The organism is Arthrobacter sp. ZBG10, from assembly GCF_001238605.1.
Lineage (GTDB): Bacteria > Actinomycetota > Actinomycetes > Actinomycetales > Micrococcaceae > Arthrobacter.
In genome coordinates, this window is sequence record NZ_LFQH01000014.1 from 100,326 (window position 1) to 112,444 (window position 12,119).

Genomic DNA, 12,119 nt, shown 5'->3' on the forward strand with positions numbered 1-12,119 from the left:
CTACTGGGAGCGCACACAGTTCTAAGGAGATCACTCGATGACAGACGTCCTGCAGGCCCCCGCCCCCGCACCGGCGCCGTGGGTCCAGCGCCCCGCAGGCCTTTGCTATGGCGGGGACTACAACCCCGAGCAATGGCCCCGCGAGGTGTGGGTCGAGGACATCGCCCTGATGCAGGAAGCCGGGATCAACCTGGTCAGCGTGGGGATCTTCTCCTGGGTACTGCTGGAACCGCGTGAAGGCGAATACGATTTTGAGTGGCTGGACCACCTGGTGGACCTGCTGACCGATGCCGGCATCAGCATCGACCTGGGCACCCCCACGGCCGCTCCGCCGGCCTGGTTCTGGAAAAAGTACCCGCAGGCCCATCCCGTCACCCGCGACGGAATCACCCTGGGCAACGGCTCCCGCGGGATGGCCAGCCCCAGCTCCCCGGACTACCGCCGGGCCGCCGCCAACATCACCGAACAGCTGGCCCGGCGCTACGGGTCCCACCCAGGCGTGGTCCTGTGGCACGTGCACAACGAATACGGCGCCCCCGTCAGCGATTCGTACGACGACGCCTCCGTGGCCGCCTTCCGCACCTGGCTGGAGGCCCGTTACGGCACCCTCGACGCGCTGAACAGCGCCTGGGGCACTCTGTTCTGGGGCCAGAAGTACGGTGCCTGGGACGAAATCGACGCCCCCCGGCTCTCGGCCAGCGTCAGCAACCAGGGCCAGCGGCTGGACTTCGCCCGGTTCACCTCGAACGCCATGCTGGAGTGCTTCACCGCCGAGCGCGACATCATCCGCCGTCACGCCCCCAACACTCCTGTCACCACCAACTTCATGGCCACCAACTGCCTCTCCCCGGACTACTGGGCCTGGAGCAAGGAAGTGGACATTGTTGCCAACGACCATTACCTGGTGGCGCAGCGCACCGACAACCACATCCTGCTGGCCATGGACGCCGACCTCACCCGGTCACTGGCGGGCAATAAGCCGTGGATGCTGATGGAACACTCCACCAGCGCCGTGAACTGGCAGGGCCGCAACATCGCCAAGCGCCCTGGTGAACTGGCCCGCAACAGCCTTTCCCACGTGGCCCGCGGCGCGGACGCCGTTATGTTCTTCCAGTTCCGGGCCTCCCGCTACGGGGCCGAAAAGTTCCACTCCGCCATGCTGCCGCACGCCGGCACCGGTTCCCGGATCTGGCGCGAAGTCCTGGACCTCGGGGATGACCTGCGCAAGCTCAGCCCCGTCAAGGGTTCCACCGTCAACGCCCGGGTGGCCATCCTGTGGGATGTGGAATCCTTCTGGGCCCAGGACCTCGAATGGCGGCCCAGCAGCGAACTGGACCACCGGGAACGGATCGAGGCCTATTACTCGGTGCTCTGGAACCGGGGCGTGGCCGTGGACTTCGCGCACCCGGAAGCCGACCTTTCCGGCTACGACCTGGTCCTGGCGCCGGCTCTGTACCTGGTGGGCGATGCTTCTGCGGCCAACCTGGGCCGCTACGTTTCCGGCGGTGGGCACCTCATGGTGTCCTACTTCTCCGGCATCGTGGACGCCACCGACACTGTCCCGCCCGGAGCTTCCCCGGGGCCCCTCCGCGACCTCCTGGGCCTGGAAATCCACGAATTCCTGCCGCTGCGCGAACACCAGGCCGTTGAGCTGAGCAACGGCATGGGCACGGGCACCATCTGGTCCGAGGAAATCCACCCCACCACGGCCAGCGTGGTGGCACGGTACCAGGACGGCCCGGCCGCCGCCGGCCCGGCCATCACCCGCAACAGCTTCGGTGCCGGCACCGCCTGGTACGTCTCCACCAACCTCGACGGCGGCGACCTGGCCGCCGTCGTGATGGCCGCGGTGACCGGGGCCGGCGTGCCTGCCGCGCCCACGCACCCGGCAGGGCTTGAGGTGATGGCCCGCAGCAACGGGGAGGACCGCTTCACGTTCTTGATCAACCATGCGGAGAACGACGCCGACTATCCGGCAGCCGGTCTGGACATGTTCTCCGGGGAACAGGTCAGCGGTACCGCCCACGTGCCTGCCGGCACCGTCCGCGTGATCCGGGCCCCCGAAGGAACCAGCTAGCACCACAGACCACCGGCCGGGACCAACAGGTCCCGGCCGGTTTCCACGTCAAGGAGGACGCCCCGTGAAACACCCCCGCAGCATCGGCAGTACCCGTAAACGGCCACCCGGCCGGACGTTGGCCGCCATCACGGCCCTGGCACTGGCCGGCGTGCTGCTGGGGGCAGCGCCGGCAATTGCCGGCCCCGGCGGGAGCCCGGGCCCAGGCAGCAACCAAGGCAACAACCCGGGCCGCGGCAACAACCCAGGCAGCAACACCGGCCGCGGCCCGGCCGCCGTGGCCAACCCTGGTTTTGAATCCGGCCTGTCCGGCTGGACCACGGCAGGAGCCGCGGGCGCCGCCAAGGTGGAAGCGGGCGGCGCGGATTCAGCCAACAGGCTGACGCAGTGGCTGGAGTCGGCGGAAACGGTCACTACATCCCAGACCATTACCGGGCTCAAGAAGGGCTGGTGGACGTTCCGTGCAGCCATTAAGTCCGGTGGGCCCGTGAACTCGTCCAGCCTGGTCCTTACGGGCTGCGGGACCGGCGGCGCCACCGTGCTGCCTTCTACGGAGACGGATGACCAGTGGCTGAGCATTGCGGTCAGCGCCAACGTGGCCGGCAAGTGCACTGTTTCCGTCAGCACCACAGGGGCGGGCGCCTGGGCCAGCATCGACAATGTGAGCTTCACAGAGGGCAAGGTGGAGCGGACCATCCGCGGGGCCGATCTGTCCGGGGTGCCCAAGAACGAGGACCACGGGGCGGCCTATTTCACGGCCGCCGGCCAGCGGGTGGACCCGGTGCGGGCCTTCGCCGATGCAGGCACCAACCTGGTCCGGCTCAAGGTCTGGGTTGACCCTGCCGACGGATACAACCGCAAGCAGCAGGTGGCGGCCATGGCCAAACGGGCCCAGGCGCAGGGCGTACGGGTCCTGGTGGATTTCCACTACTCGGACCGATGGACCGACCCGGGGGCGCAAGGCACGCCCGCGGCGTGGACGGACTTGCCCGCCACGGACATGGCGGCTGCGCTATACGCGCATACAAAAGACGTGATGGAAGCCATCAGGGCAGCCGGGGTCACACCGTACGCCGCGCAGATCGGCAACGAGATCAACCCAGGGATGCTGTGGCCGCACGGTCAAACCTGGGATGTGGACGCCAACGATAACGTGACGGGCGCGCAGTGGGACAACCTGGCGATGTTCCTCAAGGCCGGTACCCGCGCCGTCACCGAGGTCAGCCCCGGTACCAAAACTGTGCTGCACCTGACCAATATCAATAACGGCATTGGTGGCCTGACCTGGTGGTTCGACGAAGTGACCGCTCGCGGGGTTGCCTTCGATATTGTGGGTCTGTCCTACTACGGGTTCTGGCACGGCACCCTTGCCGATCTGCAGGAAGCAGTTAGCACCCTGTCCGGGCGGTACAACAAGGACGTCCTGGTGGTGGAAACCTCGTACCCGTTCACGCTTGAGGACAACCCGAACGCTCCGTGGGAAAACGTGGTGGCCAAGGCGTCGCAGCTGGTCAAGGGATACCCGGCCACACCTGCCGGCCAGGCCGCCAATTTCCGGGCCGTGCAGGATGTGGTGGCCTCAGCGCCGGGTGGCCGTGGGCTGGGCGCCGTGTACTGGGAACCGGCCTGGACATCCGTCCCGGGCAACGGCTGGGATCCCGCCGATCCCACTTCCGGCAACGCGTGGGAAAACCAGGCTGTCTTCGACTACGCCGGCAAGGCGCTGCCGGCACTGGCGGAATTCGGACCCGACGCCGGTGGCACCGGCCCGCTCCGGTAGGTCAACCAGGCTGGGGTTTCGCCGGCCTCCGGAACGCCCGACGGCGGCAGCTGCCTGCCGCCGTCGGGCGCCCATGAAGTGCTTCCGTTGCACACCGGGCATGGGCATTAACCCCCGGCTGGTCGCTGCCCGCTGCGGGCCCAGGTTGTCAGCCGATCGGTGAGGTCCATATAGTCCTGGTTCAGGACCTGCGAGGCCGGGTTGGCGTCGAACCACGCCACGATTTCCCGGGCGCCGTCGGCGAACGGGATGGTGGCCGTGTAGTCCGGCACCAGTGCCTTGATCTTGGTGTTGTCGAACACCACCGAATGGGACCTGTCGCCCAGCAGGTTGGGTCCCAGCTCCGGGCTGGCGGCGGCGATGGTTTCCGAAGCCACATGGACCAGCTCCGGCTCGGCCACCCCGGCAGCGCGCGCGAACAACCGGTAGATCTGGTTCCACGGCAGGTATTCGTCCGAGGTGATGGTGTAGCTCTCACCCACTGCCTGTGGCCGGCCCAGCAGGCCCACAAAGGCCTTGGCAAAATCCTTGCTGTGCGTGAGCGTCCACAGGGAGGTGCCGTCGCCGTGGACCATGACGGGGAGTCCGGCGCGCATCCGGTGGACATCCGTCCAGCCGCCCACCATGGCGATCTTGGTGCGGTCGTAGGTGTGCGAGGGCCGCACCACTGTCACCGGGAAGTCGCGCTCGCGGTACGCAGCGAAAAGTACTTCCTCACAGGCGATCTTGTCCCGGGAGTACTGCCAGAACGGGTTCTTCAACGGGGTGGACTCCAGGATGGGCAGCCGGGTAGGCGGCTTCTGGTAGGCCGAGGCCGAGCTGATGAATACATACTGGCCGGTCCTGCCGGCGAACAGGTCCACGGCCGCGGCCGCCTGGTCCGGGGTGTACGAGATGAAGTCCGCGACGGCGTCGAACCCGCGGGTGCCAAGCGCTTCCCGGACCGAAGCCCGGTTGCGGATGTCCGCGTGCAGTACCTCAACGCCGTCCGGCACCGGCCGCGCTGCGGACTGTCCGCGGTTGAGGACGGTGACCCGGTGACCCAGCGCCGCCGCGCGCTCGGTGGCCGCCGCGCTGATAACCCCGGTGCCGCCCACAAGGAGGATGCTCCGGGGCGCAACGGTGGCTGCTTCCGGCGCGAGTGGACTCACCATGCGTAGTCCTCCGGCGCCGTCTTGTGCCCCGGGAAAATGTCGTCGAGGCGCTTGAGGGCATCGGCGTCGAGCGTGACGTCCAAGGCCCGGATGCCGGCGTCGAGCTGGTCCTGGGTCCGGGGTCCCACGATGGGTGCCGTGACCGCGGGCTGGTGGAGCAGCCAGGCCAGGGCAACGTCGCCGGGTTCGTGGCCCAGCTCATCGGCGAAATCCTCGTACTGCCGGATCTGGTCCTGGTGCTTCTTCAGGGTTTCCAGGGCCCGGCCTTCTGCCCGGCGGATGCCCTGCTCCTGCTTTTTCAGAACCCCGCCCAGCAGGCCACCCTGCAGGGGCGACCAGGGGATCAGGCCCAGCCCGTACTGCTGGGCTGCTGGAATGACCTCGAGCTCCACCTCGCGGCGGAACAGGTTGTAGATGGACTGCTCGCTCACCAGTCCGGTGTAGTTCCTGCGCCGGGCGGCTTCCTGCGCCTGCGCGAGGTGCCAGCCGGCGAAGTTGCTGCTGCCCGAATAGAGGATCTTGCCCTGTTGGACGGCCACCTCGATGGCCTGCCAGATCTCGTCCCAAGGGGTGTTCCGGTCGATATGGTGGAACTGGTAGACGTCGATGTAGTCCGTCTGCAGGCGCTTGAGGCTGGCATCGAGGGCCCGGCGGATGTTCAGTGCGGAAAGTTTGGACTCGTTGGGCCGGTCCGTCATGGTGCCGTAGAGCTTGGTGGCCAGGACTGTCTGCTCGCGGCGGCCCTCTCCCTTGGCGAACCAGCGGCCAATGATTTCCTCGGTCCAGCCGCGGTGGCCTTCGCCGCCGTAGACGTTGGCGGTGTCGAAGAAGTTGATGCCCTGCGACTTCGCAGAGTCCATGATGGCGTGCGCGTCGGCTTCTTCGGTCTGCGGGCCGAAGTTCATTGTCCCCAGGCAGAGGCGGGAGACTTTCAGGCCGGAGCGGCCCAGATGGGTGTACTGCATGGCGGGAATCCTTTGGTTGGGAGCTGTTAGAGCTGCGTGAAGGATGCGACGGCGGGATCGGAACCGATGCGGGCACCGGATTCCAGCGCCGTGAGGGCTGCCAGCTCGTCGGAGGACAGCTGCAGGGACGTCGCGGCGAAGTTTTCCCGGATCCGGCCCGGGTCCACCGACTTGGGAATGGCGATGGTGCCGGCGGCGAGGTGCCAGGCGATGACCACCTGCGCGGTGGTGGCGTTGTGCGCTGCGGCGATTGCCGTGACCGCGTTGCCGTTCAGGTCCCCGCCCTGGCCCAGCGGGCTGTAGGCCTCAACTGCGATGCCAAGGTCCCGGCACTTCGCGGCGAGGGCGGCCTGCTGGTAGCTGGGGTGCAGCTCGATCTGGTTCACTGCCGGGACGATCTCTGCGGTCTCCAGCAGGGTGTCCAGGTGCTCTGCGAGGAAATTGGAGACGCCGATGGCGCGGATCTGCTTGTTTTCGTACAGCCGCTCCAGTTCCTTCCAGGCCTGGACGTACAGGCCCTGTGACGGGACCGGCCAGTGGATCAGGTACAGGTCCACGAAGTCCAGGCCCAGCGCCTTACGGCTGTTCTGGAAGGCCTCCTGGGCCCGGCCCTGTTCCCCGTTGCGCAGCTTGGTGGTCACGAAAATGTCCCCGCGGTCAATGCCGGTGGCGGCGATCGCCGCGCCCACCCCGGCCTCGTTCCGGTAGCCGGCGGCGGTGTCGATGTGGCGGTATCCGGCTTCAAAGGCGTCTTCGACGATCCGCTGCGTGTCTTCCGGCGGAACCTGGAAAACTCCGAGGCCAAGCTGGGGGATGGTGACGCCGTTGTTCAGTGTCAGCTCTGACATGGGTACTCCTTGGCTGGTGCTGGTGCTGGTGCTGGTGCTGGGGCGTGCTGCCGGGTGAATGGCTGCCGTTGGCTTGACGCCGAGAAAGCGGTTTCCGCTGGCTCACTCCTGAGCCTATGCACTTTTGGCCGCCAAGTCAGCAAAGCAGCGTGATTCCGTTTTTCCTAGGACTGCCAGTCCTACCCACGGGCGGTCCACACCCTTGCGGGCCGGGGCAGAATGGATGGCATGGGTCAAAGCGCCGAATTCGGATTGTTCCTCAAAGCCATGCGGTCCCGGTTGAGCCCGGATGACGCGGCGGCAGCTCCCACTGCGGGCGCGCGCCGTGTCCCTGGCCTGCGCCGGGAGGAAGTTGCACGGCTGGCAGGGGTCAGCACCGACTATTACGTCCGCCTGGAACAAGGCAGGAATATCCATCCGTCCCGTACCGTCCTGGCGGCCGTCTCCCGCGCGCTTCGCCTGGATTCCACCGAGCATGCCCACATGCTGGATCTACTGGAGAACTGTGCCGGCAGTGCCGCTGCCGGCGGCACAGGGGTCCAGGGCGTGCGGCCGGCACTGCGCCAGCTGCTTGGGGCCGTGGGGGAGGTGCCGGCCTTGGTGCTGGGCCGCCGCGGCGATGTCCTGGCGGGAAATCCCTTGGCGAACAGCCTGTTTGCTGACTTTCCGGCCATGCCGGCAGCCCAACGGAACCTGACGCGCTGGCTGATCCTCGATCCGGCGGCACGGACGCTGTTCCGGGACTGGGAGACCGTGGCCGCGGAGGCGGCCGGCGCGCTCCGGCTGGATGTGGGCCGGCACCCCAACGATCCACAGGCCAACCAGCTGGTGGGCGAGCTGGCCGTGAACAGCGAGCACTTCCGGCAGTGGTGGGCCGGGCACCATGTGGCCACTCCCTCGGCCGGCAGCGTCAGGCTGCACCACCCTGCTGTGGGACAGCTGGAACTGAACTTCGAAAACCTGGTCCTGCCGGACGATCCGGACCAGACGCTCAGGGTGTACTCGGCACGACCGGAGTCGCCGTCGTCGGATGCGTTGTTGTTGTTGGGGAGCCTCGGCGCGGAACCTGCCGCACCTGGGCGCGAGATGGCAGTTGACCGCAATCCCGGGCAGCGCGACTGCCGCGAAGTGCCATCTCGCGGGGGACCCGCGGCGGAGGCCCCGCCGCCTGCACCCGATCGGTAACCGCGGACCGTCAGTTGCGCCGGCTGTGCGATTGGACAGCGGTGCGGCACTTTTCTGGCCTGCAGTCCATTGGGGCGCCGGGCGGCTCTTAATAAGCTGGAGGGACGCACAAAATTTCGCCGCCAAGGATGGTCTCAACGATGAAACGCATCGCCCTTTTGAAGGAACGCGCCGCAGCCCCGGCCGGTTCGTCCACCACCACCGGTTCCCACTGCCCGGCCTCCGGCCTGTGGAGCCCGGACCGCGACCCGCACACGGTCCTTTCGTTCTTTGAAGGACACGTCTTCCCGGCGTTCCAAGGCGTCCCCACGGTGTGGCGGCGGCGGACTGCCGGCAGCCTGGGCTGACCCGGGCACATACCCCCTCAAACATGCAAAAGGCCGTGGAACCAAAGGTTCCACGGCCTTTCAGCTTCCGCCGGACGTGGGCGTCAGTGCTCTTCCAGCCGGAAACCGAGCTTGATGGTCACCTGCCAGTCCGCGATTTTTCCTTCTTCAAGATGGCCGCGGATCTCCTTCACCTCGAACCAGTCGAGGTTGCGCAGCGTTTTGGAAGCCTGCGCGATCCCGTTGCGGACAGCGTCATCCACACCCTGGTCCGACGTGCCGACAATTTCAGAAATGCTGTACGTGTGGTTGGACAACTTCGCTCCTCGTGATCATCGTTGTTCCCGGTTGCGGGCCGTTCCTGAAGACTAGTGCCGCGCCGGCAGGGTTGGCCAGACCTTAGCCCGACGTTCCCCTTAGCCCGACGTTCCGTTGAGCACCACCACGTTGCTGTAGCGGACCCGGCGGCCTGCGGTCACCAGCACCGGCCCGGACTGCTGGACGTCCGAGGTGACGGTGAGGTCCCTGACCGTAGCGCCGTCCGCTGCCACCGTCAGGGTGGCGCCTTCGCTCGTGGTCAGGACCACGTCCGCGGCAAGGCCCGTGGCGCCGGCAAGCGTGATGTTCGGCCGGTCCGCCCACAGAACCGACGGCTCGTGGTAGGTCCCGGGGCTGACCAGCACCGTCACGGGACGGGGCTGTGCGGAGGGGATGGCCCCCACCGCTGCACGGATGCTGGCGTAATCGCCGGTGCCGTCCAAAGCAACCGTGACCACATCTGCCGGCCGGCTGACCGTTCCGCCCAGCGGTCCCGCCTGGCTTTTCACCAGCGCCGGAACGGCGGCCGCAGGCCAAAGCCCGTAGGAGTACTCCGGCACAAAAGCGTTTCCGCGCTCCTGACCGGAATTCCCCGTGCAGTCCTTGAAGATGTTGCCCCGTGCCACCAGGCCCCCACCCGGTCCCTGATGGTGCAGCGGGTTCAGGACGTCCCGGAAATAATTGTTCTCCGCCACGATCAAGGCACCGTTCCGGCCCAGCATGCCGTAACTGGAGATGTCCTCGAGGTAGTTGTTGAAAACGTGCGACGCAGCGGTGTTGTCCAGGCTGGCGTTGCGCTGGTGGGTGTTCCGGAACCAGTTGTGGTGCAGGGTGATCCGGGTGACCACGTTCTGGGTCCAGCCTTCACCCAGGGCCTTGTTATGGTCCGCGAAAACATTCCAGGAGAGCGTGACGTTGTCGCAGTCCTTCCGGACGTCCACCAGGCCATCACCAAGCCGGGCGAAGTGCATGTGGTCCACCCAGATGTGGTGGGAGGTGTCCATCTGGATGCCGTCCCGGTCGTTGTCCGGGCGTTTGCCGATGAAGTCACCCGGGATGTAGGAATCCCGCACGGTGAAATTGCGGAAAATCACGTTGGCCACGTTAATCAGCCGGAACCCGGCGTTCACCACGGTGGCCCCGGCGCCTGCCCCCAGGAATGATTTGTTCGAAGCGACGGGAAGCTTCTCATACGCGGCAAACGCCAGCACCCCGTGCAGGATCACCACCAGCGGTTCCGGGCTGGCGGCGAACTCCCGCAGCTGGTCCGGAGTGGCGGCATGGACCACCCTGCCGCCGGCGCCGCCGGTGGTGGTGGCAACGCCATTCCCATTGATGCCGGCAAAGCCCACCGGCACGTCCGGCCAGGCCGGCCCGGCGGCGCTTCCGGCCGGTAGCCCGGCGTCGGAAAACCCGCTGGAACTGCCTGCGGAAGGGACCGGGGGAGCCGCGTGGGCTGCGGTTCCCCCGGCCAGCCCGGAAGCGAGGGCACCAGCTGCGAGGCCCGCTGCGGTCAGGACGGTGCGGCGGGGAACGCCCGCTGTTGCCATGTCAGTCATCTCAACCACGCCCCGCCGGGGTCCAGTCGCCGAGGAAGGCTTCCGTGGTGAACCTGGTGGCCTCGTCGGGGCTGAGCTGCGGGTGGAATTCGTTGACGAACGCGCCAGGACCGGTGTTGTTGTACTCGGCAAACCGCCCCTCGTTCCAGGCATGGCCGCCCATGTCGGCCCAGCCCTGTTCGGCGATGTGCGCACCGAGGACGGAATCGCGGATGACGGCCATGGGGTGGGCGTCCGGATCACTGCTGGCGAACCACGGCCGGCCCAGGCTGACGGTGCCGGCAGCGGCGTCTGAGGTCAGGGTGCTGTTGATGATCAGGAAGCCATAGGGGTTTGAGTTTTTGGTGCTGGGCGCCACGATGTAGCCGTTGTTGGTGTTGCTGCCACGGTCCACGGAATGGATGGTGCAGCCGTCAAACACCGCGGTGCCCCGGCCGTAGAGGAAGTCCACGTCGCCTTCGACGTAGCAGTCCTTCAGGTAGGTCCGGGCGGTGGCATCGCGGCCGGTGGTGTCCGCCAGGTACGTGTCCTGGTTGCCCAGGAAGCGGGTGCCCTCGAACGTGACCTTGTCGGCAACGCTCCGCACCGCCAGCGCCTGGCTCCCGCCGTTGGCGGCTTCGTCGTAGGCGTTTTCCACCGTCAGGTTCTTCACTGTGGTCCCGGTGGCTGCGACGGTCAGGGTGGCGCTGCCCACGGCGCCCCACGTGCCGCCGAAGAATTTCGCGCCGCTGGCCGGGAGATCGTAGGTGATAACGACGTCGGACGGGTTGGCTGTTGCGCCCTGGATGGTCAGGTTGGGGCGGTCGGCCCAGACGTTGACCACTTCGCGGTAGACGCCGGGCTTGACGGTAATGGTGCGGGGCTTGGTGCTGCCGTGCGGGATGGAGCCGATCGCCGCCTGCAGGCTGCCGAAGTCGCCGGTTCCATCCAGGGCCACCGTGATGGTGTCTGCGGTGTTGGGTGCGTTGTTCTCCCGCGGTCCCGCCCCGGCGCTGACGGTGTCCGGGACGCGGGCTGCGTCATCCGCCTGGTAGGCGTAGGACGCGGCGGGGTCAAAGGCGGCGCCCACGTTGTCTTTGCGGCCGCGGACTGATTCGAAGATGTTGTCCCGGTTGACCACCTCGGTGCCGGGGTCCTTGGCCACGATGGGGTCCTGGACGGCGGTGAAGTAATTGGCCTCCAGGACCACTTTGGCGTTGTTGCGGCCCATCATGCCGTACTGGCCGACGTCCTGCAGGTAGTTGTTGTACACGTGGGCCGCGGCGGTGTTGTCCAGGCTGAAGTTGCGCTGTGTGGTGTTCCGGATCCAGTTGTGGTGGATGGTCATCCTGGTCACGGCGTTGTCCGTCCACCCCACGCCCAGCGCCTTGTTGTTGTCGGCGAAGACGTTCCAGGAGTACGTCAGGAAATCGGAGTCCTTGCGGGTGTCGATCAGGCCGTCGCCCATCCGTTCGAATTTCATGTGGTCCACCCACACGTGGTGGGTGGTGTCGAGTTGGATGCCGTCCCTGTCGTTGTCGGGCCGTTTGCCGTCCCAGTCGCCGGGGATGTAGGAATCACGGACAGTGAAGTTCCGGAAAATGACATTGCTGACGTTGATGAGCTTAAAGCCGGCATTGACCACTTCGGCCCCGGCGCCCACCCCGATGAAGCTTTTGTTGGCAGCCACGGGGATCTTGACGTATTGTTCAGCGCGGATGGAGCCTTTGACGAAAATAACCAATGGCTCGACGGCGGCTGCATACTCCTGGAGCTGCGCCAGGGTGGCGGCGGTGACAATTCTTCCTGCCTGGCCACCGGTTGTTCGCGACAGCCCGTAGCCGGGCAGGGACGCAAAGCCATCCGGCGTCTGCTTCCAGGATGCCTCCGGTGGTTGGGCGGTCACGGCGGGGGCCAGTGCCCCCGCC

The 12,119-nt window shown here is 66.8% G+C and carries 10 protein-coding genes; 4 read left to right on the forward strand and 6 right to left on the reverse strand.

Annotated elements, in window-relative coordinates:
* Positions 1 to 37: 37 nt before the first annotated feature.
* Both ACU18_RS04110 and ACU18_RS04115 read left to right on the forward strand, forming a co-directional pair.
* The gene (locus ACU18_RS04110) at positions 38 to 2,077 is read left to right on the forward strand and encodes a beta-galactosidase (protein ID WP_050684265.1); all 2,040 of its coding nucleotides are present in this window, start codon (positions 38 to 40) and stop codon (positions 2,075 to 2,077) included.
* Positions 2,078 to 2,141: 64 nt separating this feature from the next.
* A complete protein-coding gene (locus ACU18_RS04115; protein WP_231685995.1) occupies positions 2,142 to 3,857 on the forward strand; it encodes a glycoside hydrolase family 53 protein in 1,716 nt (571 codons plus the stop codon).
* A 107-nt stretch (positions 3,858 to 3,964) separates the two neighbouring features.
* Here the strand turns inward: ACU18_RS04115 and ACU18_RS04120 are convergent, their stop codons facing one another.
* The 3 genes from ACU18_RS04120 to ACU18_RS04130 are packed head-to-tail and all read right to left on the reverse strand — an operon-like array spanning position 3,965 to position 6,824.
* On the reverse strand, positions 3,965 to 5,011 hold the full coding sequence (locus tag ACU18_RS04120; protein ID WP_050684266.1) for an SDR family oxidoreductase: 1,047 nt from the start codon (positions 5,009 to 5,011) through the stop codon (positions 3,965 to 3,967).
* Positions 5,005 to 5,976, reverse strand: a complete 972-nt coding sequence (locus ACU18_RS04125; protein WP_050684267.1) for an aldo/keto reductase — start codon at positions 5,974 to 5,976, stop codon at positions 5,005 to 5,007. The genes ACU18_RS04120 and ACU18_RS04125 overlap by 7 nt, the downstream gene beginning before the upstream one ends.
* 26 nt (positions 5,977 to 6,002) lie before the next feature.
* Entirely contained in the window at positions 6,003 to 6,824 is an 822-nt protein-coding gene (locus tag ACU18_RS04130) for an aldo/keto reductase (RefSeq protein WP_050684268.1), read from the reverse strand.
* A gap of 228 nt (positions 6,825 to 7,052) precedes the next feature.
* Between ACU18_RS04130 and ACU18_RS04135 the strand changes: the two genes are divergently transcribed.
* Together ACU18_RS04135 and ACU18_RS04140 are read left to right on the forward strand one after the other, a co-directional pair.
* Complete coding sequence (locus tag ACU18_RS04135; RefSeq protein WP_050684269.1) at positions 7,053 to 8,009, forward strand: helix-turn-helix transcriptional regulator; 957 nt, start codon at positions 7,053 to 7,055, stop codon at positions 8,007 to 8,009.
* Between the two features lie 140 nt (positions 8,010 to 8,149).
* Positions 8,150 to 8,356 (forward strand): hypothetical protein, encoded by a 207-nt coding sequence (locus ACU18_RS04140; protein ID WP_050684270.1) that lies wholly within the window; start codon positions 8,150 to 8,152, stop codon positions 8,354 to 8,356.
* Between the two features lie 83 nt (positions 8,357 to 8,439).
* Here the strand turns inward: ACU18_RS04140 and ACU18_RS04145 are convergent, their stop codons facing one another.
* From ACU18_RS04145 to ACU18_RS04155, 3 genes are all read right to left on the reverse strand, one after another.
* Positions 8,440 to 8,652, reverse strand: coding sequence for a dodecin (locus tag ACU18_RS04145; RefSeq protein ID WP_050684271.1), 213 nt, complete (start codon positions 8,650 to 8,652; stop codon positions 8,440 to 8,442).
* 99 nt (positions 8,653 to 8,751) lie between these two features.
* A complete protein-coding gene (locus tag ACU18_RS04150) occupies positions 8,752 to 10,212 on the reverse strand; it encodes a pectinesterase family protein (RefSeq protein WP_050684272.1) in 1,461 nt (486 codons plus the stop codon).
* A 1-nt stretch (position 10,213) separates the two neighbouring features.
* A partial coding sequence (locus ACU18_RS04155) for a pectinesterase family protein (RefSeq protein ID WP_050684283.1) occupies positions 10,214 to 12,119 on the reverse strand: 1,906 nt, incomplete at its 5' end.

What these genes read in the sequence shown, in the direction of transcription:
- ACU18_RS04135 (WP_050684269.1), top strand. Translation starts at nt 7,053, where the DNA reads ATGGGTCAAAGCGCCGAATTCGGATTGTTCCTCAAAGCCATGCGGTCC.
- ACU18_RS04150 (WP_050684272.1), bottom strand. Translation starts at nt 10,212, where the DNA reads ATGACTGACATGGCAACAGCGGGCGTTCCCCGCCGCACCGTCCTGACC.
- ACU18_RS04110 (WP_050684265.1), top strand. Translation starts at nt 38, where the DNA reads ATGACAGACGTCCTGCAGGCCCCCGCCCCCGCACCGGCGCCGTGGGTC.
- ACU18_RS04130 (WP_050684268.1), bottom strand. Translation starts at nt 6,824, where the DNA reads ATGTCAGAGCTGACACTGAACAACGGCGTCACCATCCCCCAGCTTGGC.
- ACU18_RS04120 (WP_050684266.1), bottom strand. Translation starts at nt 5,011, where the DNA reads ATGGTGAGTCCACTCGCGCCGGAAGCAGCCACCGTTGCGCCCCGGAGC.
- ACU18_RS04140 (WP_050684270.1), top strand. Translation starts at nt 8,150, where the DNA reads ATGAAACGCATCGCCCTTTTGAAGGAACGCGCCGCAGCCCCGGCCGGT.
- ACU18_RS04125 (WP_050684267.1), bottom strand. Translation starts at nt 5,976, where the DNA reads ATGCAGTACACCCATCTGGGCCGCTCCGGCCTGAAAGTCTCCCGCCTC.